We start from the raw sequence: 23,232 nt of genomic DNA, 5'->3' as shown, positions 1-23,232 counted from the left end.
TGACGACTACCTGAACCAGCCGCTGCGTTTTCAGGGGCAGTATTTCGATGGGGAGAGCGGGCTGCATTACAACCGGCACCGGTATTACGACCCGAGGCTGGGGAGGTATCTGACGCCGGACCCGATCAAGTTGGCCGGTGGGTTGAATCAGTACCAGTACGTGCCGAATCCGACGGGGTGGGTGGATCCGTTGGGGTTGAATTCCAATTGTCCGGTCGGTGACGGATGCAGTAAGCCATCAATTGAATCTGTCGACCCGACGACAAAAAATCAAGCTGAAGAGCTCAGCCCTGCACTCCCTAAGCCTTCAACACCTGAGTATTTGTATAGAGGAGATACGACAGACCCATCAATAATTTTCGCCAACGGCTTTAGGAGCAAAGGGGATAGTAATGACCTACTCCTTCATTCAATCGACAGTGGTTTCCCTCCCAGCAATTTCATCAGTACATCTCTCTCAAGAGATATGGGAAAAGCCTTCGCCACTAGCTATTTCACCAAATCCGGCTTCCTTTACACGCTAAAAATGGTCCCTGGGCACGACCTTAAAAAAGAGCTAGGCAAGAGCTACAAATATAGTAAAGAACAAGAAATTGCTATTCCCAATGAAATCAGAAGAGAAGATATCCTCGGTGCGACCCTAATTATTGACGACGGTAGAGAACTCGGCTATTCACTTCCTAATCCGTACAGGACGATAGACAAATGATCTCAAAATTTAAAGTCTCCATAGAGACACATAGCAAAAAGAAAGACATCGAGCTAATTTGTGACAGTACGAAAATATCTATCACTCTTAACCTAGAAAAAAATCACAGCAAAACCTACACAGACAAAGACTTCTACAGGTGCTTTGGCCAGCTAAGAAACGACAATCGCGACATCAAGTTTCTTTGCAAAGGCTCAAAGATAAATGTCCACCCATCGAGCATGTCGTCACAAATGTCTCTGGGTTTAAAGGCATACGAATTGGCACTAGGAATAGAACCTTCACTAGAAGATATAGTATTTATATTTGACTTTGAAGACGAAAATATAACCAACAACCCGGAAGAACAACGAGAGTTCTATCTAAAGTGGATAACATCCTAAGCTGATATACAAGGGCCTCTTGAGGGCCCTTTGATTTACCGGGTATACAAACGGAGGAACCCCATTACTCCAAGTTACTGCTCATCCTCATCCCTCATACTCCATATCCGCCTCATCCGAATCATTCAACGGCACCGTCGCATCATCCATCAGCGACCCCGGATCCTCATTGCCCGGATCATTGATAAACGGCAATCCACTCGGGCCTTTCTCTTCCTTGCCTTCGGTTTCAGGAGTCATGGCAAACCTCATCATCTCAGGGAGTGTATGACGTTCGAAAAGCGCTGCAGCCAATCGTTCCAGATTCGGATCAGCCAATACGAAAAACCCGGCACAACGCCGGGTTTCCGTTAACCCCTCCATCAATGATGACGGTTTTTATGTTTGTTCTTGTGCTTGTGGCCACCACCGGAGTGGGATCCGCCGTCATCGCCCAGGTTATTGCCGACCGCACCGCCAGCCGCGCCACCCAGGCCTGCACCGACCGCCGATCCGGTTGATCCGCCGAGGCTATTTCCGACGACGGAGCCACCCGCGGCACCGAGGCCACCGCCAATGGCCGCTTCGGTGCGATTGTGTTTATTCGCCCCGACTGCACCGCCGGCCGCGCCACCTACGCCAGCACCGACCGCAGCACCAGTGCTGCCGCCGAGTTGACCGCCGACGACGTTGCCCAGTACGCCACCCAGTCCACCGCCCACGGCTGCCGAACCATCTCCGGCCGCCATCGCGCCCTGCGCCACCAGCAATCCGAAAAACAGTGCAGACAATGACAATCGCATATGAACCTCACAGTTCCCGAAGCGGGACAGTTCGCCCAGACAAGGGCCTATGTGAGATTGGAGACGCCGACGGGGAAAACGTTCAGCCATGAAAAAGCCCGGCATCAAGCCGGGCTTTTTCTGACAAACGTGGAGTCTCAGTGACGCTTGTGACCTTTGGACAGATTGCTGCCCACTGCGCCGCCAGCTGCACCGCCCAAGCCTGCACCAATCGTGGCGCCGGTTCTGCCGCCGAGGCTATTGCCGATCACCGAACCACCGGCCGCACCGACACCGCCGCCAATCGCCGCTTTAGTCCGGCTACCCTTGCGCGCCGCCATTGCGCTGCCTGCCGCGCCTGCTACGCCAGCGCCAATGGCTGCACCGGTGCTGCCGCCCATTTTCTGACCGACGACGTTACCCAGCGCGCCACCCAGGCCACCGCCCAGTGCAGCGGTGCCATCACCGGCAGCCATCGCACCTTGAGCAACCAGAAGCCCCAGAACCAGAGCAGGCAGTGTTAAACGCATGACGAAAACCTCAACAATAGGGATGACAAAAAGGGGCCGGGATTTAATGCCGTCGCAACGTAAAAGTCCAGACGAAATCAGTGCGCTCCGCGCACTCGGCGCCGATTGGACAGCGATTCTGGAAAAGGTTTTATGACAGGCAAAAAAAAGCCCGCTGGGGAAACGGGCTGGAGACTTGCTTTCTAACGGATGGCTTCACCCTACTTTGCCCAACGTGAAAACTTTGTGAAAACCATTCACTGTGAGCCGCCATCTGTAAGACATTTCTCTGGCCGATCACGGATGTAAAAAACCCCGCTCATTGACGGGGTTGTTCGCGGCAGGACTATTTTCGAGCGCGAGTCGCGACTTTGGGTAGAAATTTTGCCTTCGGCCCTTTCGGTGCCATGGACTTGATCTTGCCGGTCTGCACCGGGTCCTCGCCGAAACCGGCCTGGTACTCGGTCTGGCCGCATCGCACGCAGTTGTTGAACGAGAATTCAGCGCCATCGTCTTCGATATACGGATCAGTCATACCATCGCCCCTTCGCAACGGATCGACACCGGCAAAACCTTTTTGCCTGAAAAAATATCGACCTCCAAGGCTTTTGAGACTAGCCGGTCATTCCTGGACTTGTGATTCAGCTGACCAGATGCCCGACGAGCGGCCTACAAAAATTAAACAAAGGAAAAGCGGCCCGCGCTCGCACGTGGACTATTTTGGTCGCTGTGATGGTCACTGATCAGCGCAATTTGACAGCGGTACCGGTCGCGAATACCACAACCATACCGCCCTTGCCGGCCGGCATACTGATCTCGAAATCCAGCCCGACCACCGCATCCGCCTGCAATGCACGTGCGCGCTCCTTGATTTCTTCGGTCGCCTGAATTCGTGCTTCCTTCAACGCCCGTTCCAGCGTTTGGGAACGCCCACCAAAAAAATCACGCATGCCTGTGAACATGTCGCGAATCACATTGATGCCCTGCACCGACTCGGCACTGACGATATCCAGATAGGCAGTTATTTGTCGCCCCTCGACTGAGTGGGTTGTGGTGGTAATCATCTGCCCCATCCTTGTGTAATGCATTAAAGACCCATGGCGATCAATACAAACAAGGCAGAGCCAAGCGTGTAGATCGCCACGTCAAACAACTGAAAATCAAACCGGAAAAATGTCGTTAACGCCCATAGCTCTTGGCTTTGGAAACGATTTGCTCGACGCAATCGGCAACGGACTTCTCACTTGCATCCAGAATCAATGCGGGGGATTCAGGCACCTCGTAAGGCGCACTTATCCCCGTAAAGTCAGGAATCAAGCCAGCTCTGGCTTTACGGTAAAGACCTTTCGGATCAAGGCGCTCACAGGCGGCCAATGGCGTATTCAAATAAACCTCCAGAAACCGTTCATCACCGATGATTGCTCTGGCCTTCTCGCGGCAGTCTCGGGTTGGTGAGATACACGCCACCATTACCGTAACGCCTGCTTCATTCATCAACCGCGCCACTTCAGCGATTCGACGAATATTTTCGGAACGATCTTCGGCGCTGAAACCCAGATCCTTGCAAAGCCCGTGACGAACATTGTCACCGTCCAGTACGAACGCCGGTTTTCCACTGTCAATCAGTAACTTTTCAATGGAAAACGCCAGTGTCGATTTGCCCGAACCACTCAGACCGGTAAACCAAATGGTAAAAGGCTTCTGAGCGACGACACGCTCTCGATCAACCTCTGCAACCTGAGTCGGGTGCAGCACGATGTTTTCAGCAATACCCGGTTTTTCCGTTGTCATACCGCTCCCTCATCTCGCGTAGAGTCTGAGTCCAAACACTTTGACCGTGAGCGACAGTGACCCGCTTTGCCGCTCACGGTTTGCGAATCAGCCAGATATCAATCGACTGCTTGTTCAACAGCTCGAGTAATAGTGGAACCGATCCAGCGAACGCCCAAGGCACCACTTAGATACGGAAGCCTGGCGGCGTCTACAGTGATCAGCAATTTACTGTTCAAGTAAAATTCCAGTCCTGTTTCGCTCGCCACCACGCGAACATCGCCACTATAAGGAAGTCCCGAAATCCCCACATCCGGCTCAGGTATCCAACGCGCACCATCGTTCGTCCACAGGACCAGTCCGGCTTCGATGTCATTGATGGGTTGAATCAACAGGGCATTCATGTCGGTATCACCGCCACTGCCCTGATAAGTCACTACCGCGACGTGAGAGTCCGTAGACGGCGTGTCCAGAGAGTAGCTGAACGCCAGCGTGCGTTGCGGTTCTGCCGGCTCTTCAATTTGCTTGATCAGGCAAAGATTTCCCAGAATGGCTTCCTTGCCGCCGTCTTCCAGCAACTTTGGAACACCGTAAACCTGTTCCACGCCCGCCCAGTTCTGCTGAATTTTCTTCGAACGCTGGAAAGCGCCCAGGCGCTCTTCAGAATTACGGTTGAACAGACTTCTTTCGTACAACTGCGAGACGGAAGGAAAGGTGTGGCCGTGGTGCGCAAAGTCCGGGACGTTCAATAAACGCACTTCGTTGACCGCGCCGTAGGGACCGAGGCAAATGTAGTCCAACGGCTTATAAGTACCGCGCTCCAGAACCCAAAGGCCGCTCATCGAACCGCGACGCAGGTCCCGCCCGGTCATCTGGCTTTCCCCCACCAGCATGACTTCCGACGAAACCGCCAGACCTCGCGTATAGATAGGGCTGCCCGCCTCCCAAAGAACATCATTGGTGTCCAGATCGATCAACGCGCCAATGTTGCTATGGCAGGCAATTTTCTGTCCTTCGTCAGACACCCACACATTGTGCAGCCCGGTGCGCCGCTCAATAGGGGTCAGACTGACCAGTTCCAGACCCGGGTAAGTCAGTACTGCCAACAACGAGCCATTGTGGTGTCCGTGGGCAATGACATACAGATGTCCGTCTTTTTCAAATACGGAATTGAGATGATCGCCGGTGATTTCCTCCAGCGACAGACGATCCCAGCGAACACTGCTCAGGCGCTTCTCCTGGTAGTGCCCAGGTTTTGCCAAATCAACCACACTGATCGCATTACGCCCGGTGTTAGCACACACCACACGGCCATCGGATGCACAGAGCACCTGATGCGGTTCAGACAAAAAGGTTTCGGAGTGAAAAGAACCGTGAGAGAGGAACCCCACTTCAGAGGTCGCGTAAGTCTGAATGTCCTTCAGCTTTACGTTGTCCAGCCCTGAGTGGGAAAGGACGAAATCCTTGCTGCCCGGAAACCACGAAACACCATAATATTCGGTGCGTTCATTCTCGAGCGGGATCACCTTTCTGGAGTGCACCTCAACCAGAAGCAGGTAACCTGTTGTCGCCACGACTGCAAATAGTGGTTCCACTACTCTCTACCTCAGCAATGTCAATCTCGACCCTTTAATGCAGCGAGTAACGCTGAGCCTTCAGTGGCGCCCATTTTAACTACTCAGTTAGATTGTTCAACGAAAACGGCAGAAGGCCGGCGGGCGGCTTTTTTGTTGACGGATCATCAGACTGTCGAAAGACACGTACAGCGCCGGGAGATTGCTGTCTGACACCCAAGAAAAAGCCCCCACACCTGGTGTAGGTATGGGGGCTTCTGAACATAAGGGCGTCTACTCGTAACTTGAAGGCCTACCCTTCGCGCTCGATGCGCTTGATCTTCTCTTGCACCGTGACAATCAGGCGCGCATAGGTATTTAGATAGCACGCTCGGTAATGGTGGGGTTCCTATCAGATTGGCAAACCGGGACTTACCCGCCGTCCGGCCATCACGCACTCACAGCGGCAGACAGACGTTGTTTGTAGCGACGACGCAAACCACGGGCGCCGCGCGCGACAAATAAAGTCAAGAAACCCGCCAGATACAGCGGCCACACCGTGATCATCAGCACATACACCCAGACTTCGAACGCGCCTTCATCAGGTCGGAAGAACATCCGCAACACCCATGCCATCAGCGGGTTACGCGCGATCGGCTGGGCATGATCGTCCAGCCAGTTCCACAACAGTCGCCAGACCTCGGCCAACAGCAAAGCTGTGCACCAGCTTGCGAAAAACACGACGCTCAACAGTACTACCACATCCATCACGCCCATCACGCCGATCATTTCCATCAGCCCCATCGCTAACTTTTCTCCATGCCGTGCACACGGCCACACCAGTGTCGCCTTCGGAGGACGCAGCCAGGATGTCATTCTAATATCAATTCCGGACAAAGGCTCTAAGTCCGAACATTTTTTCCTTTAAGGACGGGTAATGTTCTGTGCTGACATCGATATGGTCATCTCTTATCCATCGCCGATTTCAAAAAAAACCAGACCATCCAGACCCTGTGATTCGATTGCAGTCCCTGATTGCGCAGACATAGGGGGATAGTTTGAAGAGGGACGACGCACCACTTGATCATTAACTAAGTAGGTGTTTCTACAACGGAACAGAGCGTCTGCAAAAAATTCGTCCAACTGGCCGTTTTCCAGATGCCAAAAACCACAAAACCCCTGACTTCTTTCGAAATCAGGGGTTTTGTGTACTGAATGTGGCGGTGAAGGAGAGATTCGAACTCTCGATACAGTTTCCTGTATACACACTTTCCAGGCGTGCTCCTTAAGCCACTCGGACACTTCACCGTATCTCTTCAAACATGTTCTGTCTGTCGAGGCGCGCTAATGTAGTCGAAAGCTTTTCCGATGGCAAACTTTTTTTCAGAATTTTCATGCGGTTAAGAGAAAAAGTCGTTTTCCTCACCGGCAGACCATGGCAAACCGGCCAATCTTCGGTGGGCGCAACCCTTCTATATAGAAGCGCGATGCCTCGCTACGCCGGTTGAGCCGGGAAACGGTGACTGGCGAGTCAGTCACGGCGCTTTACCTGGCCTGCGACGGTGGGTAACGTCTGCGCATCTTTCTTATAAGGAATAGCGTCATGAGTGAGTTGATTTCTTACCACCTCGAAGACGGTATCGCGACCCTGACCTTGAGCAACGGCAAGGTCAATGCCATTTCTCCCGACGTGATCGCGGCGTTTAACGCGGCGCTGGATCAGGCAGTGACTGATCGTGCCATCGTGATCATTACCGGTCAGCCGGGGATTCTGTCCGGCGGCTATGATCTGAAAGTGATGACGGCTGGCCCGAAAGAAGCCGTAGCGTTGGTGACCGCCGGATCGACCCTCGCCCGCCGCCTGCTCTCTCACCCGTTCCCGGTCATCGTCGCGTGCCCGGGGCATGCCGTGGCCAAGGGCGCTTTCATTCTGTTGTCTGCGGATTACCGCATCGGCGTCGACGGCCCGTTCAGCATCGGTCTGAACGAAGTGCAGATCGGCATGACCATGCACCACGCCGGTATCGAGTTGGCGCGCGATCGCCTGCGTCGTTCGGCGTTCCACCGCTCGGTGATCAACGGCGAGATGTTCGATCCGAAAAGCGCTGTGGATGCCGGTTTCCTCGACAAGGTGGTTGCCGCCGAGGAGTTGCAAGGTGCCGCCCTCGCCGCTGCGCGTCAGTTGAAGAAAATCAACATGACCGCCCACAAAAACACCAAGTTGAAAGTGCGCAAGGCACTGCTGGACGCGCTGGATAACGCGATCATCCAGGATCAGGAGCACTTGGGTTAAACCCGGGCTCCAGCACCCAATGAAAGCCCGACCGTCGTGTCGGGCTTTTTCTTGCACGCGCGGTTTAAAAGGCCGCGACAGCTCTAGGACAGGTCTGACCAACATTTCTGAAACATGCGCTTAAACATCGGCTATCTCCGCACTCTATAGCGGCAATTGCCGAAAACAGTGCACATCCGTACACTGCGCCACCTTTTGTCCCGGTGGGGCCTGAAAATGCTGTTCGTGTTTCGTATGTTATTGATGGGCCTGCACTTTATTCTGGCCGGTGTGCTCGGGGTGATCCTCGGGATATGCCGCCCGTTCAATCCGGACAACAGCCGTCTGTGCGCACGCCTCTACGCGCTGCCGGCGATGTGCATTTTGCGCCTGCGAGTGAAATCCGATGTCAGCGGTTTGATCAACAAACCCGACAGCTGCGTGATCATCGCCAACCATCAGTCCAACTACGATCTGTTCGTGTTCGGCAACGTTGTGCCGCGCCGGACCGTCTGCATCGGCAAGAAAAGCCTGAAATGGGTGCCATTGTTCGGGCAACTGTTCTGGCTCGCCGGCAATGTGTTGATCGACCGTGGCAATGCGCACAAGGCGCGCCAGTCGATGCTCACCACGACCAACACCCTGCAAAACGAAGACACTTCGATCTGGGTGTTCCCGGAAGGCACGCGCAACCTCGGTGAAGAATTGCTGCCCTTCAAGAAAGGTGCGTTCCAGATGGCGATTGCTGCCGGCGTGCCGATCGTCCCGGTGTGCGTCAGCAGCTACATCAAACACATGCGTCTGAATCGCTGGCGCAGCGGGAAAATTCTCATACGCTCGCTTCCGGCCATTCCTACGGCCGGACTGACCATGGACGACATGCCCATGCTCATCAATCAGTGCCGCGAGCAAATGCGCGAATGCATCGACTCGATGGATCGGCAACTACAAGCCGCCTGAAAAAGAAGCCCGCCCTGTGCGGGTTTTCTTTTGCCCGGTGAACTGTGCAGATTTCACTGACTCTCAAGCAGCGACACGGCTAAGCTGAAGCCGTGTAACCCCTGCCATCTGCCAAGAAGAAGTGAATCACCACCATGGGTCGAGTTGTTGCTGCTGCGGTGTACAGCGCAGGTAAGAAAGTCACCAATATTTCTCTCGACGAAGGCGCCGCCTGGGCCGCCAAAACCGGCCACTTTGTGTGGATCGGCCTCGAAGAGCCCAGCGCGCAGGAACTGTCCAACCTGCAACGTCAGTTCAACCTGCACGAACTGGCGATCGAAGACGCCCTGGAAAAACACAGCCGGCCGAAGCTGGAAACCTTTGGCGACGCTCTGTTTATCGTGACCTACTCGCCCATCCGCGAGCATGGTGTTCTGCAGTTCATCGAAACACATATCTTCGCCGGCAAGGGCTACATCATCACCGCCCGTAACGGACACTCGGCGTCCTACGCACATGTCCGCCAACGCTGTGAGGCGCGTCCGTTGCTGCTGGAGCATGGCGAGGATTTCGTACTCTACGCGCTGCTCGATTTCGTCATCGAGAACTATCAGCCGGTCGGTGAAGCGATCCACGCCGAGATCGATGAACTGGAGCGCAACGTCTTGTGCAGCGCTTTGAATGAGCGTGACATTCAGAAGCTGCACGGCTTGCGTCGCGATGTCGTGCGCCTGCGCCGGTACGCGGCGCCGATGGTGGAGATCGGCGAGGAACTGCAGAAGCTGAGCTTCCCGTTCATCGACAAGAACATGCGCCCGTACTTCCGCGATGTGCAGATCCACGTCACGCGGCAGATGGAAGACCTGAGCACACTGGCCGACATCGCCAGCCAGACCATCGAGATTGGTGTGTTGCTCGAGGCCTCACGGCAAAGCGTGGTGCAGCGCAAGTTTGCCGCGTGGGCGGCGATTCTGGCGTTTCCGACGGCGGTGGCGGGGATTTACGGGATGAACTTCCAGAACATGCCGGAGTTGAGTTGGCACTACGGCTATTTCGGGGTGCTGGGGTTTATTACGGTCGGGTGTGTGAGTTTGTGGGCGAGTTTCAAGAAGTCTGGGTGGTTGTAGTGCAGACCGGGTTGGCTGGGCCATTCGCGAGCAGGCTCGCTCCCACAGGGCCTGTGCAATAACGCAAATACCCTGTGGGAGTAAGCCTGCCGGCGATGCTTTTAGCCCTGGACGGTTTCTGGCTTGTGCGCGACAAAGCGCATCATCCACTCGGCAACCGTGGAGCCGTGGTGTTCCTGTTCCAGGCTGGCCACACCTTTGCTGTAGATCTGCGAACCCAACGCTTCCTGGCGCAAATCCAGCAGTGCCCGCGAATAGTCGTGGATGAATTCCGGGTGGCCCTGGAAGCACAGCACCTGATCATTGATGTGATACGCCGCGAACGGGCAGAAATCACTGGAAGCGATGACCGTGGCATTTTCCGGCAGCGCGGTGACCTGATCCTGGTGGCTGATCAACAACGTCAACTCTTCACGTACCGGACTCATCCACGGTGCCTTGGCCGCGAGTTTGTAGTTGTGGGTGCCGACACCCCAACCCTGCGTTGCGCGCTCGCTCTTGCCACCGAGCAACAGCGCCAACAGTTGATGGCCGAAGCACACACCCAGCAGTTTATCGCCACGCTGGTAACGATTGAGCAGGTACTCCTTGAGGGTCTGGATCCATGGATCGGTACCGAATGAATCAGCCTTGCTGCCGGTGACCAGGTACGCGTCAAAGGTCAGGTCATCGCTCGGATATTCGCCCTGCATCACGTTGTAGACAGTGAACTCGGCGGCAATCGGTTGCTGCGAGAACAGGCGCTGAAACATCTGCCCGTAACCCTGATATTGATCGACCAGTTCCGGACGCAGGATGTCGGTTTCGAGGATGCAGATGCGTAGCGACATAAAAAATACCTGACACGTGATGGGAATAATGAACACCCCAGAGCCTGCCTTGAAACACCCTGACAAGGCAAGCCCCGGAATGCTCGCGCCCTTAGAACATTTCACCTTTCGCGGCTTTATCCAGAAGCATTGCTGGCGGCGCGAAACGCTCGCCATATTGCTCGGCCAGATACTGCGCCCGCGCGACGAAATCCTTCACTCCATATTGGTTGATGAACTGCAGCGCACCACCGGTCCACGCGGCGAAGCCGATGCCGAAAATCGAACCGACGTTGGCGTCCGCCGTCGAGGTCAGCACGCCCTCCTCCACACAGCGCACGGTTTCGATGGCTTGCACGAACAGCAAGCGATCACGCACGTCCTTCGGTGAGATCTGCCCGTCGGTTTTCTCGAAACGCGCTTTCAGCTCGGGCCACAAATGCTTTTGGCCACCCGCCGGATAATCATAGAAACCGCCACCTGCGGCTTTGCCTGGACGCTTGAATTCATTGAGCAGCAAGTCAATCACGGCAAAGGCCGGATGCTCAATCAGCGGTTTCCCTTCTGCCTGTAGGTCCTTGGCGGTTTGCTGGCGGATATGGCTCATCAGGCTGAGGGAAACTTCGTCGGAGATCGCCAAGGGTCCGACTGGCATCCCGGCCTTGCGCGCTTCGGTCTCGATCATCGGTGCGCTGACGCCTTCGCCGAGCATGGCGATGCCTTCATTGGTGAAGGTGCCGAATACCCGCGAGGTAAAGAAGCCGCGACTGTCGTTGACCACGATCGGGGTTTTCTTGATTTGCAGCACGAAGTCGAAGCCGCGAGCCAGGGTCTCATCACTGGTTTGCGCGCCTTTGATGATTTCCACCAGCGGCATTTTTTCCACCGGGCTGAAGAAATGCAGGCCGATGAATTTGCCAGGATCAGGCACCGCCGTCGCCAGCCCCGTGATCGGTAGTGTCGACGTATTCGAAGCGATCACGGCTTCCGCGCCCACCACCCGTTGGGCTGCAGAAGAGACTTTGGCCTTGAGTTCACGATCCTCGAATACGGCTTCTATGATCAGGTCGCAACCGGCCAGATCCGCGTCACTCTCAGACGGCGTGATTCTCGCCAGCACAGTCTCGCGCTGTGAGACTGTCATCTGACCACGGGCGACTTTCTTGTCCAGCAACGCCGCCGAGTGCGCCTTGCCCTTCTCGGCAGCCGCCAGGTCAATGTCTTTGAGCACCACGTCGATGCCCGCCGAAGCGCTGACAAACGCAATCCCGGCGCCCATCATGCCGGCGCCGAGCACGCCGACTTTCTGCGTCTTGTACGGCGCAATCCCCTGCGGCCGCGAGCCACCGGCATTGATTTCATTGAGCTGAAACCAGAACGTGCCGATCAGGTTTTTCGAAATCTGCCCGGTGGTCAGTTCGGTGAAGTAGCGGGTTTCGATCAAGTGCGCAGTGTCGAAATCCACCTGCGCGCCCTCCACCGCCGCACAGAGGATTTTCTCCGGCGCCGGCATCGTCCCTTGAGTCTTGCTGCGCAGAATCGACGGTGCAATCGCCAGCATTGGCGCGACTTTCGGATTCGACGGTGTACCGCCGGGAATCTGATAGCCCTTCACGTCCCAGCGCTGCACCGCTGCCGGATTGGCAACAATCCATGCGCGGGCCTTCGCCAGCAGATCGTCGCGATCGGTTGCCAACGCATCGATCAAACCCGCTTGCAACGCCTGTTGCGGGCGCACCTTTTTACCTTCAAGCAGATACGGCAGCGCTTTCTCGATGCCGAGCATGCGCACCATCCGCACCACCCCGCCGCCGCCCGGCAACAACCCGAGGGTCACTTCCGGCAGACCGAGTTGCACCGACGCATCATCCAGCGCCACGCGATGATGGCAAGCGAGACAGATTTCCCAACCGCCACCCAGCGCCGCGCCGTTGATCGCCGCGACCACCGGTTTGCCAAGCGTTTCCAGGGTGCGCAATTGTCCTTTGAGCGTCAGCACCATGTCATAAAAGGCTTTGGCTTCTGGCTTGCCGACCTTGATCAACTCATTGAGGTCGCCGCCGGCAAAGAAAGTTTTCTTCGCCGACGTGATGATGACCCCGGCGATGGTGTCTTTGTCTGCCATCAGGCGCGCGACGCACGCGGCCATGGCCTCGCGGTACACGGCGTTCATGGTATTGGCGCTCTGGCCCGGCATGTCGATGGTCAGCACGACGATCGCGTCCTGGCCTTTTTCGTAACGAATGGCTTCGCTCATAACAAGGTTCCTTGAATTCGGGGCTCAGAGACGTTCGATGATGGTGGCAATGCCCATGCCGCCGCCGACGCACAGCGTCGCCAGACCGTAACGCAGGCGCCGCGCTTCCAGTTCGTCGAGCAAGGTGCCGAGAATCGCGCAACCGGTGGCGCCCAACGGGTGGCCCATGGCGATGGAGCCACCGTTGACGTTGACCTTGTCCGGGTCGACAGCCATGTCCTTGATGAACTTCAGCACCACTGAGGCAAACGCTTCGTTGACCTCGAACAGGTCGATGTCTTCCACACGCAGCCCGGCCTTGGCCAATGCCTTGCGCGTCGCCGGTGCAGGACCGGTGAGCATGATCGTCGGGTCAGTGCTGGTAACTGCCGTGGCGACAATGCGTGCGCGTGGCTGCAAGCCCAGCGCCCGGCCCTTGGCTTCGGAGCCGATCAGCATCAATGCCGCGCCATCGACGATGCCGGAACTGTTGCCCGGGGTGTGCACGTGGTTGATTCGCTCGACATGGCTGTAGACCCGCAACGCGGTCGCGTCGAAGCCCATTTGCCCGATCATTTCGAAACTCGGTTTGAGCTTGCCCAAGCCTTCAAGGGTCGATTCGGCGCGAATGAATTCATCGTGGTCGAGCAGGATGATGCCGTTCTGATCCTGCACCGGCACCAGCGACTTGTTGAACGAGCCATCAGCCCGCGCCCGCGCGGCTTTGTGCTGCGAGTGCAGCGCGTAGGCATCGACGTCCTGACGGCTAAAGCCTTCAAGGGTGGCGATCAGATCCGCGCCGACACCCTGCGGGGTGAAATGGCTGTGCAAATTGGTTTGCGGGTCCAGCGCCCAGGCACCGCCGTCGCTGCCCATCGGCACCCGCGACATCGATTCGACGCCACCGACCACCACCAGGTCTTCGAAACCCGAGCGCACTTTCATGGCGCCGAGGTTGACCGCTTCCAGACCCGAGGCGCAGAAGCGGTTGATTTGCACACCCGCCACGCTGACATCCCAATCAGCCACTTGCACGGCGGTTTTGGCGATATCCGAGCCCTGGTCGCCAATCGGCGTCACGCAACCGAGCACCACGTCATCAACCTGGCTGGTGTCCAGAGAGGTACGTTCTTGCAGCGCAGTCAGCAGACCGGCGACCAGATTCACCGGTTTGACGCTGTGCAGCGCGCCATCGGCCTTGCCCTTGCCACGGGGCGTGCGTAACGCGTCGAAAATAAAAGCCTGGGTCATGACGTCCTCGAACCTGTGCGGGGAGTGATTGCTCGTACCGCCACTCTTGGCCTGGACGGTCATGGATTCAATGACCACAGCGCTCAATGACGTTGACGCACACGCTCAGACGGACGGTCATTACCGAGTGGGTGAACCGGTTCAGGTCAGCGAGTTGTCTAGCCAGCGGGCGGCAAAGAAGCTGGCAATCCGCCTCATGCCTTTTTTATCGCATTTAACAACAGCTCCATATGAAATGGATCTAAGCCAAGCGTGACGCGGGCCCTAAGGTAGTACATGTACGTCAGGGTCGTCGGGTTTTGCCGAGGCCGACGTTCTTCAACAGGAAGTGCACCGTTTGCCGTCATGGATATGCAGGCAAGCATCAGGAAATAACAATAAAGGCGGTCAAGCCATGTTCAAACAACCGAAAGTTCGTCAAGCAGGACTCATTCTTTTCGCCACGACGCTGTTGTTGATTTTGCCGAATCTGACCAAGGTCATCGGCTGAATCGAGCGGCAGGTGCAATTCATCGCCACCGAAAATGTGACTGGCCCGCTACCCGGGCCAGCGTGGCTGTGCCAACCTTTGCGCACTTCCACGACATGGACGGCGATCATTTGAAAGCGCTCATCGTATTCGGGGCCATGCTGCTGAGCATGCCCTTGTCTGCCGCACAGTTGGATCTGCAACTGGGCGCAAACAGCCGCACCTGGCAGACCGAGGAATTGCTCAAGCATCCTCAGGTACAAACCCTCACTATCAAAAACGATGTGTCCTACAAGAAGGACATGACCTATCGCGCCGTGCCCGTGGCTGCGTTGCTGACCGGAATAAAACCTGAAGATCACCTGCAAGCGGTGGCACTGGACGGTTTTGCCGCCGAGTTGGCCGCTGCGCCGCTGCTCAATACAACAGGCGCACGGGCCTGGCTGGCGATTGAGGATCCGGCGCAGCCATGGCCACCGCTGTCGGAAGGCAAGCACAGCGCCGGGCCGTTTTATCTGGTCTGGACCGACCCGCAGGCCGGCAATATCAGCCCGGAGCAGTGGCCGTTCGAAGTCGCGAGCATCAAGCGTATGGCCCCCGTCGCCCAGCGCTTCCCGGCACTGCTGCCGGATCCTGGGTTGAAGGCGGATGACCCGGTGAATCTGGGGTTTGCGCTGTTTCAGAAGAATTGTCTGGCCTGTCACCGGTTGAACGGTGCGGGCGATGCGCAATTCGGGCCGGATCTGAATATTCCGTACAACCCGACCGAGTATTTCGGCGCAGATTTCTTGAAGCGCTACATTCGTGACCCGCAGAGTTTGCGCCAGTGGCCGCAGGCGAAGATGCCGGGGTTTTCGGCGGAGGTTTTGCCGGAGGGGGATTTGGATTTGCTGGTGGGGTATCTGAAACACATGGCTGGGCGCAAGGTTAAGCCCTGATATCAATCCCCTGCTCGCGAAAGCGGCGTGTCAGTCACTGCATTGCTGACTGATAAACCGCTTTCGCGAGCAGGCTCGCTCCCACAGGTTTTTGTGTGAAGCAAACTACTGTTGTTGCACGGAAATGACTGGGGTCGGTGAGACGAACACTTTCGCATGCATCTGCTCACAGCCGCCGCCACGGCGCATGCCGCGCACCGGGCAGGCATCGAGATAATCCAGACCCACCGCCAGTTTCAAATGTCGCTCCGGCCGCGCCAGTTCATTGGTCACGTCAAAGCTGTACCAGGCGTCATCCAGCCACGCCTCCGCCCAGGCATGACTGGCCAGATGTTCACAATCTTCGCTGTACAGATACCCCGACACGTAACGTGATGGAACGCCCAGGCTGCGCGCGCAGGCCAGAAACGCGTGGGTGTGATCCTGACAAACCCCGGCACGCCCGGCGAAGGCTTGCGCCGCGCTGGTGTCAACTTCGGTGGAACCCGGTGTGTACGTCATGTGCTGATTCAAACCGTGCATCAGATCGATCAGCGCGGTGCGATCGCGCCGTTGCTTGCAGGATTTCTCGGCGAATGCGCGCAACGCCTCGTCGGCCTCGGTCAAGCGGGTAAAGCGCAGGAACGGCAGCGCTGACTGGCTCTCATGTTCGGCCTCGCGCAATTCGTCGATATCGACCTGCCCACGTGCGCCGATGATGATCGCTTCGTGCGGTTCATCCATGGTCAGCACATGCAGGATATTGCCGAACGGATCGAGCTGCGCACGCACCGGGCGTGGAAGGTCGAGTTGCCAGCTCAGCACATGCTGACGCTCGCTGTCGTGAGGTGTCAGTCGCAGGTACTGGATGCTCGCCCGCACCTGATCTTCGTAGTGATAGGTGGTCTCGTGGCTTATGGAAAGTCTCATGCAGCCTCCAGGTAGGAACTGTGAATGGCGTTGCCCAACTGGCGCACCAGCGGGATGAATTCGGTCAGCCACGCGTGCAGGCCTTCCTCGAGAATTTCATTGATGCCGGTGTAGCGCAGACGCGCGTCCATCTCTGCCGCCAGACGCTGTGCCGGTCGGCCGTTGGCGCCCGGCAATTGCGCGAGAATCTGATCGATCTCTTCGGTGCAGGCCCTTAGCGAACGCGGCACATCGGCACGCAACAGCAGCAGCTCGGCGACATGCCGGGCGCCGGGCGCATCGCGGTAGATTTCGGTGTACGCCTCAAATGACGACAAGGCCCGTAGCAAGGCACTCCACTGATAATAGGCGTGGGCCGTGCCATCGCTGACCGCTTCGGCCTGATCGCCAGCCATTTCATAGCGGGCGTCGAGCAGGCGCAGCGTGTTGTCCGCACGTTCGATGAAGGTCCCGAGGCGAATGAAACGAAACGCATCGTTACGCATGATCGTGCCGTACGACGCACCCCGGAACAGGTGCGAACGCTCCTTGATCCACTCACAGAAACGGCTCATGCCATAGCGGCTGAGGCCCTGTTCGGCGATTCCGCGAATCTCCAGCCACGTTGAGTTGATGTTCTCCCACATGTCCGCCGTGATGCGTCCGCGCACGGCGTGAGCACTGGCTCGCGCCGCGCCAAGGCAGCTGTAGATGCTCGCCGGGTTCGCCGCATCGAGGGCGAAAAAGTGCAGCAGGCGTTCGGCATGCAGTGCGCCGTGACGCTCCAGATAATCATCGAGGGTGCCGGTGATCAGCAGCGGCATGGCCAGTTCGTGCAAACCATCGCCGCGACCGTCCTGCGGCATCAGCGACAGCGAATAGCTGATATCGAGCATCCGCGCGAGGTTTTCCGCTCGCTCCAGGTAACGCGACATCCAGTACAGATCCGAGGCAGTTCTACTTAACATGGCAAGCTTCCTTCAATCCTCGACCACCCAGGTGTCCTTGGTTCCGCCGCCCTGGGAGGAATTCACCACCAGAGAGCCTTCGCGCAGCGCGACGCGGGTCAAACCGCCGGGCACCACGCGGGTTTCACGTCCCGACAAGACAAACGGACGCAAGTCGATATGGCGCGGCGCGATGCCGTTTTCGACAAAGGTCGGGCAGGTCGACAGCGACAGTGTCGGTTGCGCGATGTACGCATGGGGTTTGGCTTTGATGCGCTCGCGAAAGGCATCGATTTCCGCCTTCGTCGACGCCGGCCCCACCAGCATTCCGTAACCGCCGGAGCCCTGGGTTTCCTTGACTACCAGATCTGGAAGATTGGCCAGCACGTGGGAAAGTTCAGAGGGGTTGCGACATTGCCAGGTCGGCACGTTCTTCAGGATCGGCTCTTCGTCCAGGTAAAACCGGATCATGTCGGTGACAAACGGATAGACCGATTTGTCGTCCGCCACGCCGGTGCCGATGGCGTTGGCCAACACGACGTTGCCGGAGCGATAGGATGACAAAAGCCCCGGTACGCCAAGCATTGAGTCCGGGTTGAACGCCAGCGGATCGAGGAACGCGTCGTCAAGACGACGGTAGATGACGTCCACCGCTTTCGGGCCGTCGGTGGTGCGCATGAAGACTTTGTCGTCACGCACGAACAGGTCCGCGCCCTCGACCAGTTCCACGCCCATTTCCCGTGCGAGAAACGCGTGTTCGAAGAACGCGCTGTTGAAGCGCCCCGGCGTTAACACCACTACGCTCGGGTCGTCGATGGGGCTGGAGCTTTTCAGGGTGTCGAGCAGCAGGTTCGGGTAGTGATCGATTGGCGCAATGCGCTGGGCGGCGAACAGCTCCGGGAACAGGCGCATCATCATCTTGCGGTCTTCGAGCATGTAGCTGACGCCGCTCGGTGTGCGCAGGTTGTCTTCGAGCACGTAATAGGTGCCGTCGCCATCGCGCACCAGATCGACGCCGGAGATGTGCGAATAGATATCGCGGTGCAGATCCAGGCCCTGCATCGCCAACTGATATTGCTCGTTGGCCAATACCTGTTCGGCAGGAATGATCCCGGCCTTGATGATGCGCTGCTCGTGATAGAGGTCGGCGAGAAACATGTTCAGCGCTTTGACCCGCTGGATGCAGCCGCGCTCGACGACCCGCCATTCGCTGGCGGGAATGCTGCGTGGAATGGTGTCGAAAGGAATCAGGCGCTCGGTGCCCTGCTCGTCCCCGTAGAGCGTGAAAGTGATGCCAGCGCGATGGAACAGCAAGTCAGCCTCGCGTCGCCGCTGGGCCAGCAGCTCGTCAGGCGTGTCGGCCAGCCAGCGGGCGAACTCCCGATAATGCGGGCGAACCTGGCCGCCGGCATCGTACATCTCATCAAAATAGGTGCGGATCATGCCGTACTCCTTGTCACCCGGACATACAGGCCTTCGCAAGGCCCGTGCCATCGGCATAAACGCTTTGATTTCAATCGGTTGGATATTCACGCCACAGGCGCCGCACCATTCCTGTGCGGCAAATGCCCCAAGCCGATTGCCCCCGCTTCATTGCGACGCACTGCATCGCCTATCACCAGCATAGTCAGAGTTGATTTCACTGCCCGGCGCTGCTTGCGGATAATCCGCGCATTCGCTGCAAAACTTCCCCGCGCACGGCGCCGCGAAGTCGCCAGCTCAACTGACCTGGACTGCCCTCGCAGCCCGCCCCGCTGTAACCCTGAGCGGTTTCCTCTCCTTCTCGGTCTTCCCTTTTAGCCACCCTCTCCGGTGGCTTTTTTTTGCCTCGGATTCTTGTTTCAGGGTTTTGCCACGGTGCTTTGCGCATGCCAGAAACGACAACGGCCGACCCAAAGGTCAGCCGTTGCTTAACAGTTACGCAAGGAGATCAGTTCAAACGGTGGCGATTGCGCACCTCCTGCTTCACGCCCCAGCCTTCGATAATGCCGCCCAAGGGCTCGACCACCGCCGAAAAACCCTGCTCGAAGTCGCCGATATCGTCATACGTCGCGTACATCACTTTGCTCAATTCCAGCGCCCACGCACCGTCATCACGCACGCTGACCTGGGCATTGATGGATTCACCGCGAAATTTGCCTGCCGCCCTGCGCGCCCGCTCCTCGTCCGGGAAAATGGCGTAGAACTCGATGGGATGGAATCGGGAAAAATCGAAACCGCCTTCTTTCATGCGGCGCAGTACATTGCTGCTGATGTCTTCTTGATAGGCTGTGCTCATGAATCGTCCCCCTCGGATAGATGGATAGACTTTCCGTATTCCCGCCCCGGGCCTTACCGGCCAAAGTACTACGGCAACGTCGTTGCGCGCGGGAAACAAGCATGTAGCTGACAAGACCAGACCTTAGCGATCCGTTCGCTGATCTCGCTTGCAGAGTAGCCCCAAGATAGAGCCGCTGCCAAGGCCTGGTGGTGCAGGTGACAAGAAGTATTTCAGATGGGAGTGATGCTGCGGATTTCGATGCTGTTCTGGGTTTTCAGGCTTTTGACGCCAGCATCGGGAGTGCGCCCTTCAAGATCGTTCAGATCCAGGGCGGCGGCGACGGGCAGAAGCTTCGCCTTGATCAGTTGTGCGGCCTCATCGTCGCTGGGGCATTCGGCGCGCTCGAACACCTCATCGACAATTTCACCATGATCGTCCACGAAAGTGACTTTCCACTTTTGCATCGGTGCCTCCTCGATCAAACCCGCAAGTGGGCTTACACCTATCTCGACTGTACATGCCGAAAGTTGGTTCAAAAGGATTACAGCGGGCGAAGATGAAAAAAACGACATCTATCGTGTGGAGCAAACAAATGTGGGAACGAGCCTGCTCGCGAAGGCGGTATGTCAGCAACATTTTTGTTGAATGACGCACCGCTTTCGCGAGCAGGCTCGCTCCCACAGGGGTATTGCGGTGTTCTTTTAGTCGTTACTTGGCTTGTTGATCGCTTGCAGCACGTACTGTGGCAAGGCGAACGCGCCAATGTGGATTTCCGGGTTGTAGTAGCGGGTGACAATGCCGCTGCCGATGAAGCGCTGTTGCAGGGTTTCACGGCTGAGTTTGCGATAGGCCGGGTTGGTCGAACCCCAGGCAAACGTCATCGAGCCGCCGATGTAGGTCGGCACCGCAGCCTGATAGAAGTGCCAGTCCGGGAACAGGCTGTTCAGGCGGCCGGCGGTGGTTTTCACCTCGTCGATCTGCATGAACGGCGTGCCGTTCTGGGTCACCAGAATACCGCCCTCGTTCAGGCAGCGATGGCAGGCCTGATAGAAGTTCTCCGAAAACAGCACTTCGCCCGGGCCGATCGGGTCGGTGGAGTCAGAGATGATCACGTCGAATTTTTCTGTGGTGGTGGCGACGAAACGCATGCCGTCGTCGATCACCAGGTTCAGACGTGGATCGTCGTAGGCGCCGCTGGAGTGGTTCGGCAGGAATTCTTTGCACATGTCGACCACGGTGCCGTCGATCTCGACCATGGTGATGTGCTCAACGCCCGCATGCTTGCTCACTTCACGCAGCATGCCGCCGTCACCGCCGCCGATGATCAGCACGCGCTTGGCGCTGCCGTGGGCGAGGATCGGCACGTGGGTGAGCATTTCGTGGTAGATGAATTCGTCGGCTTCGGTGGTCTGGATCACGCCGTCCAGCGCCATGACCCGGCCCATGCGCGGGTTCTGGAAAATCACCAGGTGCTGGTGTTCGGTGCGCACTTCGTGCAGCAGTTTTTCCATGCGAAAACGCTGGCCGTAGCCTTCGTAGAGGGTTTCCAGGTACTCGCTGGTTTTGGTGACGGTCATGGTGAAGTGCTCCGATGAATGCGCGGGCGTCAATCGTGGGGACGATTGCCCGGGAAAGGCGCGCATTCTACGTTGCCGAAGATGACAGGTCGAACCTCACTTCATCGGCCCACCACAATCCCATGTGGGAGCGAGCCTGCTCGCGAAGGCGGCGTGTCAGTCAACATTGTCGGTGACTGATCCAGCGCTTTCGCGAGCAGGCTCGCTCCCACAGGGGTGTTGCAGCGTTATCAGCTTCAGATCCGCACGTTGCCCCGCGGTCCGGCAATCGCCCAGATGATCAGGCCCAGCACCGGCAGGAGGATGATCAGCAGCACCCAGACGATTTTCATCCCGGTGGTCGCGCCGCTTTTCAACACGTTGATGATGGCCCAGATGTCGAGGGCGAGAACAATCAGGCCGATCAGACCGTTAAACGTGGAACCCATGGTGTCACTCCAGAATAGTGGCATGCACTTTTAGGATAGACGGTCGCGCGCAGGGTTCCCTTTTATTGCAATCAGACGTGAACGGCGACTTTCAACGCTTCCAGCGATGGCGCAGCCGCAATGCCGACTTCGGCGCACAGTTCCAGTACGCGTGGCACGTCGTTGCCGTAGACCAGTACCATTTGCAGTTCATCGTCGAGCAACTGGCTGAAGTTCATCAGCGTGTAACCGCCGTTTTCCTTGTTCATGCTGCTCATCTGCACCTGGATGCGGTTGAGTGCGGTCAACGCTTCGGTCTTGGCCAGTTGCTTGGGCTTGAGGTTGAAGTCCACGCCCGGGCCGAAGGAAGCGACGATCTGCGCGAACAGGTCAACGTAGGTATCGGCCTGGAACAGCACGGTTTCCGGCAGGCTGCCGACCACCACCCACTCGCCCAACGGGATCGGGAAAGTGTCGTCGTAGTTGATGTCCGGGTTGGCAGCGAGAAAGGCGTCGGCATCGGCGTAGGCTTGCGCCGCTTCATCGGCCACGTTCAGGATCTCGTCCTCGCCCATGCAGCCGGAGCTGATTTTGCTGATGAGTTCGACGAGTGCGGCTTTCATGAGGGCGGATCCTGTGGCGAAGGTGAATTTCGAGGGCGCGAAGGATAACGCATTCTCCGGCTCACCCGACATCTGAGGTGAAAGGGTTATCTGTGGCGAGGGGGCGTGCCCCTGTTGGGGTGCGCAGCAGCCCTGAAAAAAAACCGGCGCTACGCACCGGAACGCGAGCAAGCCCCCTCGCCACAAAAACCGCGACGGTTTTCAGGCCTGGAGTTTTTCCAGCTGCGCGGTGGTATCGACCGCACCCATCGTGCGCGCCGCGTCCAGCGCGGTCACGCCATTGGCATCCTTGGCCTGCGCATTGGCGCCTTTGCTGATCAGGTAATCGACGATTTCCACGCGATTGAACATCGCCGCCATCATCAACGCCGTGCGGCCATCGAATGACGAACCTTCGATCTCGGCGCCCGCCTCGACCAGCGCCTTGACCACCGCCAGATCACCTTTGAACGCCGCACCGGCAATCGGGCTCTGGCCATTGCCATTGCGCATTTCCGGATCAGCCTTGTGTTTAAGCAGCACGTTCACCGCGTCGACATGACCGTAATAGCTGGCCAGCATCAGCAAGGTGTCGCCCTTGCTGTTCTTCAGGTTCACCGGCAAACCGGCCGTGACCAGGCGATCAAGCATCTCGGCATCACCGTCGCGTGCCTTGTTGAAAACCTGCTCGGTGAATTCGGCAGCTTCTTCAGGGGTCATCTGGCGGCTTTGTTCGGACATGGGGCAACTCCACTTTCGGTCAATCGGAAAGCCGACAGTTTCCTGAGCGCGACGGTGGCTGTCACCCCCTTTTTCTCAAGCCGC

General features: G+C 57.4%; 25 protein-coding genes and 1 tRNA gene. 5 read left to right on the top strand and 21 right to left on the bottom strand.

Annotated features, from left to right (window positions below; translation table 11 throughout):
• Positions 1-709: RHS repeat-associated core domain-containing protein (locus A8O26_RS14630; RefSeq protein ID WP_301336277.1), on the top strand; the 709-nt coding region annotated here is incomplete at its 5' end.
• Between the two features lie 470 nt (positions 710-1,179).
• On the opposite strand, the gene A8O26_RS29965 is transcribed toward A8O26_RS14630, so the two are convergent.
• From A8O26_RS29965 to A8O26_RS14580, 9 genes are all read right to left on the bottom strand, one after another.
• Positions 1,180-1,332 carry a hypothetical protein gene (locus A8O26_RS29965; RefSeq protein WP_172828164.1) on the bottom strand — a complete coding sequence of 51 codons (153 nt, stop codon included), beginning with the start codon at positions 1,330-1,332 and terminating at the stop codon, positions 1,180-1,182.
• Between the two features lie 122 nt (positions 1,333-1,454).
• Complete coding sequence (locus A8O26_RS14615; RefSeq protein WP_064118666.1) at positions 1,455-1,874, bottom strand: YMGG-like glycine zipper-containing protein; 420 nt, start codon at positions 1,872-1,874, stop codon at positions 1,455-1,457.
• A 137-nt stretch (positions 1,875-2,011) separates the two neighbouring features.
• Positions 2,012-2,383, bottom strand: coding sequence for a glycine zipper domain-containing protein (locus A8O26_RS14610; RefSeq protein WP_016983669.1), 372 nt, complete (start codon positions 2,381-2,383; stop codon positions 2,012-2,014).
• Between the two features lie 325 nt (positions 2,384-2,708).
• Positions 2,709-2,897 carry a hypothetical protein gene (locus tag A8O26_RS14605; RefSeq protein WP_064118665.1) on the bottom strand — a complete coding sequence of 63 codons (189 nt, stop codon included), beginning with the start codon at positions 2,895-2,897 and terminating at the stop codon, positions 2,709-2,711.
• A 208-nt stretch (positions 2,898-3,105) separates the two neighbouring features.
• The gene (locus A8O26_RS14600; protein WP_064118664.1) at positions 3,106-3,426 is read right to left on the bottom strand and encodes a YbjQ family protein; all 321 of its coding nucleotides are present in this window, start codon (positions 3,424-3,426) and stop codon (positions 3,106-3,108) included.
• 115 nt (positions 3,427-3,541) lie between these two features.
• Positions 3,542-4,153 carry an adenylyl-sulfate kinase gene (cysC, locus tag A8O26_RS14595; RefSeq protein WP_064118663.1) on the bottom strand — a complete coding sequence of 204 codons (612 nt, stop codon included), beginning with the start codon at positions 4,151-4,153 and terminating at the stop codon, positions 3,542-3,544.
• 98 nt (positions 4,154-4,251) lie between these two features.
• Positions 4,252-5,727, bottom strand: coding sequence for a hypothetical protein (locus A8O26_RS14590; protein WP_155740663.1), 1,476 nt, complete (start codon positions 5,725-5,727; stop codon positions 4,252-4,254).
• Between the two features lie 408 nt (positions 5,728-6,135).
• Positions 6,136-6,489 (bottom strand): hypothetical protein, encoded by a 354-nt coding sequence (locus A8O26_RS14585; protein ID WP_064118661.1) that lies wholly within the window; start codon positions 6,487-6,489, stop codon positions 6,136-6,138.
• A gap of 414 nt (positions 6,490-6,903) precedes the next feature.
• Positions 6,904-6,993: transfer RNA gene (locus A8O26_RS14580), tRNA-Ser, on the bottom strand.
• Positions 6,994-7,288: 295 nt separating this feature from the next.
• Between A8O26_RS14580 and A8O26_RS14575 the strand changes: the two genes are divergently transcribed.
• The 3 genes from A8O26_RS14575 to A8O26_RS14565 all read left to right on the top strand — a co-directional run bounded on the left by A8O26_RS14575 (position 7,289) and on the right by A8O26_RS14565 (position 10,023).
• Positions 7,289-7,978, top strand: a complete 690-nt coding sequence (locus tag A8O26_RS14575) for a crotonase/enoyl-CoA hydratase family protein (RefSeq protein WP_064118660.1) — start codon at positions 7,289-7,291, stop codon at positions 7,976-7,978.
• 216 nt (positions 7,979-8,194) lie between these two features.
• The gene (locus A8O26_RS14570) at positions 8,195-8,917 is read left to right on the top strand and encodes a lysophospholipid acyltransferase family protein (RefSeq protein WP_064118659.1); all 723 of its coding nucleotides are present in this window, start codon (positions 8,195-8,197) and stop codon (positions 8,915-8,917) included.
• A 134-nt stretch (positions 8,918-9,051) separates the two neighbouring features.
• The gene (locus A8O26_RS14565; RefSeq protein WP_064118658.1) at positions 9,052-10,023 is read left to right on the top strand and encodes a magnesium and cobalt transport protein CorA; all 972 of its coding nucleotides are present in this window, start codon (positions 9,052-9,054) and stop codon (positions 10,021-10,023) included.
• A 101-nt stretch (positions 10,024-10,124) separates the two neighbouring features.
• On the opposite strand, the gene A8O26_RS14560 is transcribed toward A8O26_RS14565, so the two are convergent.
• The 3 genes from A8O26_RS14560 to A8O26_RS14550 all read right to left on the bottom strand — a co-directional run bounded on the left by A8O26_RS14560 (position 10,125) and on the right by A8O26_RS14550 (position 14,319).
• On the bottom strand, positions 10,125-10,853 hold the full coding sequence (locus A8O26_RS14560; protein WP_064118657.1) for an amidotransferase: 729 nt from the start codon (positions 10,851-10,853) through the stop codon (positions 10,125-10,127).
• Positions 10,854-10,944: 91 nt separating this feature from the next.
• A complete protein-coding gene (locus A8O26_RS14555) occupies positions 10,945-13,089 on the bottom strand; it encodes a 3-hydroxyacyl-CoA dehydrogenase NAD-binding domain-containing protein (RefSeq protein WP_064118656.1) in 2,145 nt (714 codons plus the stop codon).
• Between the two features lie 24 nt (positions 13,090-13,113).
• Positions 13,114-14,319, bottom strand: coding sequence for an acetyl-CoA C-acetyltransferase (locus A8O26_RS14550; protein ID WP_064118671.1), 1,206 nt, complete (start codon positions 14,317-14,319; stop codon positions 13,114-13,116).
• A gap of 585 nt (positions 14,320-14,904) precedes the next feature.
• Between A8O26_RS14550 and A8O26_RS14540 the strand changes: the two genes are divergently transcribed.
• Entirely contained in the window at positions 14,905-15,726 is an 822-nt protein-coding gene (locus tag A8O26_RS14540; protein ID WP_064118654.1) for a c-type cytochrome, read from the top strand.
• A gap of 105 nt (positions 15,727-15,831) precedes the next feature.
• Here the strand turns inward: A8O26_RS14540 and A8O26_RS14535 are convergent, their stop codons facing one another.
• The 9 genes from A8O26_RS14535 to A8O26_RS14495 form a co-directional block, all read right to left on the bottom strand.
• A complete protein-coding gene (locus A8O26_RS14535; protein WP_064118653.1) occupies positions 15,832-16,635 on the bottom strand; it encodes a transglutaminase family protein in 804 nt (267 codons plus the stop codon).
• Positions 16,632-17,582 (bottom strand): alpha-E domain-containing protein, encoded by a 951-nt coding sequence (locus tag A8O26_RS14530; protein ID WP_016982907.1) that lies wholly within the window; start codon positions 17,580-17,582, stop codon positions 16,632-16,634. The genes A8O26_RS14535 and A8O26_RS14530 overlap by 4 nt, the downstream gene beginning before the upstream one ends.
• 12 nt (positions 17,583-17,594) lie before the next feature.
• Positions 17,595-19,004, bottom strand: coding sequence for a circularly permuted type 2 ATP-grasp protein (locus A8O26_RS14525; RefSeq protein ID WP_064118652.1), 1,410 nt, complete (start codon positions 19,002-19,004; stop codon positions 17,595-17,597).
• 487 nt (positions 19,005-19,491) lie between these two features.
• On the bottom strand, positions 19,492-19,839 hold the full coding sequence (locus A8O26_RS14520) for a ribonuclease E inhibitor RraB (RefSeq protein WP_007914059.1): 348 nt from the start codon (positions 19,837-19,839) through the stop codon (positions 19,492-19,494).
• Between the two features lie 212 nt (positions 19,840-20,051).
• Positions 20,052-20,285 (bottom strand): hypothetical protein, encoded by a 234-nt coding sequence (locus A8O26_RS14515; protein WP_064118651.1) that lies wholly within the window; start codon positions 20,283-20,285, stop codon positions 20,052-20,054.
• Positions 20,286-20,522: 237 nt separating this feature from the next.
• The gene (gene speE / locus A8O26_RS14510) at positions 20,523-21,398 is read right to left on the bottom strand and encodes a polyamine aminopropyltransferase (protein WP_064118650.1); all 876 of its coding nucleotides are present in this window, start codon (positions 21,396-21,398) and stop codon (positions 20,523-20,525) included.
• Positions 21,399-21,634: 236 nt separating this feature from the next.
• Positions 21,635-21,826, bottom strand: a complete 192-nt coding sequence (locus tag A8O26_RS14505) for a PLDc N-terminal domain-containing protein (protein WP_064118649.1) — start codon at positions 21,824-21,826, stop codon at positions 21,635-21,637.
• 71 nt (positions 21,827-21,897) lie between these two features.
• Positions 21,898-22,428 (bottom strand): hypothetical protein, encoded by a 531-nt coding sequence (locus A8O26_RS14500; protein ID WP_064118648.1) that lies wholly within the window; start codon positions 22,426-22,428, stop codon positions 21,898-21,900.
• Between the two features lie 201 nt (positions 22,429-22,629).
• Positions 22,630-23,148, bottom strand: a complete 519-nt coding sequence (locus A8O26_RS14495) for an ankyrin repeat domain-containing protein (protein WP_064118647.1) — start codon at positions 23,146-23,148, stop codon at positions 22,630-22,632.
• Positions 23,149-23,232: the final 84 nt, after the last annotated feature.

This window comes from Pseudomonas fluorescens (assembly GCF_001648775.1).
GTDB classification, from domain to species: domain Bacteria; phylum Pseudomonadota; class Gammaproteobacteria; order Pseudomonadales; family Pseudomonadaceae; genus Aquipseudomonas; species Aquipseudomonas fluorescens_M.
Note: the sequence above shows the minus strand (reverse complement) of the source record. Positions and strands in the feature narration are given on the sequence as shown.

Excerpts from the sequence above, each read along its gene's own strand:
- A8O26_RS29965 (WP_172828164.1), bottom strand. The coding sequence starts at position 1,332 with ATGACTCCTGAAACCGAAGGCAAGGAAGAGAAAGGCCCGAGTGGATTG.
- A8O26_RS14615 (WP_064118666.1), bottom strand. The coding sequence starts at position 1,874 with ATGCGATTGTCATTGTCTGCACTGTTTTTCGGATTGCTGGTGGCGCAG.
- A8O26_RS14610 (WP_016983669.1), bottom strand. The coding sequence starts at position 2,383 with ATGCGTTTAACACTGCCTGCTCTGGTTCTGGGGCTTCTGGTTGCTCAA.
- A8O26_RS14605 (WP_064118665.1), bottom strand. The coding sequence starts at position 2,897 with ATGACTGATCCGTATATCGAAGACGATGGCGCTGAATTCTCGTTCAAC.
- A8O26_RS14600 (WP_064118664.1), bottom strand. The coding sequence starts at position 3,426 with ATGATTACCACCACAACCCACTCAGTCGAGGGGCGACAAATAACTGCC.
- cysC (WP_064118663.1), bottom strand. The coding sequence starts at position 4,153 with ATGACAACGGAAAAACCGGGTATTGCTGAAAACATCGTGCTGCACCCG.
- A8O26_RS14585 (WP_064118661.1), bottom strand. The coding sequence starts at position 6,489 with ATGGGGCTGATGGAAATGATCGGCGTGATGGGCGTGATGGATGTGGTA.
- A8O26_RS14575 (WP_064118660.1), top strand. The coding sequence starts at position 7,289 with ATGAGTGAGTTGATTTCTTACCACCTCGAAGACGGTATCGCGACCCTG.
- A8O26_RS14570 (WP_064118659.1), top strand. The coding sequence starts at position 8,195 with ATGCTGTTCGTGTTTCGTATGTTATTGATGGGCCTGCACTTTATTCTG.
- A8O26_RS14565 (WP_064118658.1), top strand. The coding sequence starts at position 9,052 with ATGGGTCGAGTTGTTGCTGCTGCGGTGTACAGCGCAGGTAAGAAAGTC.
- A8O26_RS14560 (WP_064118657.1), bottom strand. The coding sequence starts at position 10,853 with ATGTCGCTACGCATCTGCATCCTCGAAACCGACATCCTGCGTCCGGAA.
- A8O26_RS14555 (WP_064118656.1), bottom strand. The coding sequence starts at position 13,089 with ATGAGCGAAGCCATTCGTTACGAAAAAGGCCAGGACGCGATCGTCGTG.
- A8O26_RS14550 (WP_064118671.1), bottom strand. The coding sequence starts at position 14,319 with ATGACCCAGGCTTTTATTTTCGACGCGTTACGCACGCCCCGTGGCAAG.
- A8O26_RS14540 (WP_064118654.1), top strand. The coding sequence starts at position 14,905 with ATGGACGGCGATCATTTGAAAGCGCTCATCGTATTCGGGGCCATGCTG.
- A8O26_RS14535 (WP_064118653.1), bottom strand. The coding sequence starts at position 16,635 with ATGAGACTTTCCATAAGCCACGAGACCACCTATCACTACGAAGATCAG.
- A8O26_RS14530 (WP_016982907.1), bottom strand. The coding sequence starts at position 17,582 with ATGTTAAGTAGAACTGCCTCGGATCTGTACTGGATGTCGCGTTACCTG.
- A8O26_RS14525 (WP_064118652.1), bottom strand. The coding sequence starts at position 19,004 with ATGATCCGCACCTATTTTGATGAGATGTACGATGCCGGCGGCCAGGTT.
- A8O26_RS14520 (WP_007914059.1), bottom strand. The coding sequence starts at position 19,839 with ATGAGCACAGCCTATCAAGAAGACATCAGCAGCAATGTACTGCGCCGC.
- A8O26_RS14515 (WP_064118651.1), bottom strand. The coding sequence starts at position 20,285 with ATGCAAAAGTGGAAAGTCACTTTCGTGGACGATCATGGTGAAATTGTC.
- speE (WP_064118650.1), bottom strand. The coding sequence starts at position 21,398 with ATGACCGTCACCAAAACCAGCGAGTACCTGGAAACCCTCTACGAAGGC.
- A8O26_RS14505 (WP_064118649.1), bottom strand. The coding sequence starts at position 21,826 with ATGGGTTCCACGTTTAACGGTCTGATCGGCCTGATTGTTCTCGCCCTC.
- A8O26_RS14500 (WP_064118648.1), bottom strand. The coding sequence starts at position 22,428 with ATGAAAGCCGCACTCGTCGAACTCATCAGCAAAATCAGCTCCGGCTGC.
- A8O26_RS14495 (WP_064118647.1), bottom strand. The coding sequence starts at position 23,148 with ATGTCCGAACAAAGCCGCCAGATGACCCCTGAAGAAGCTGCCGAATTC.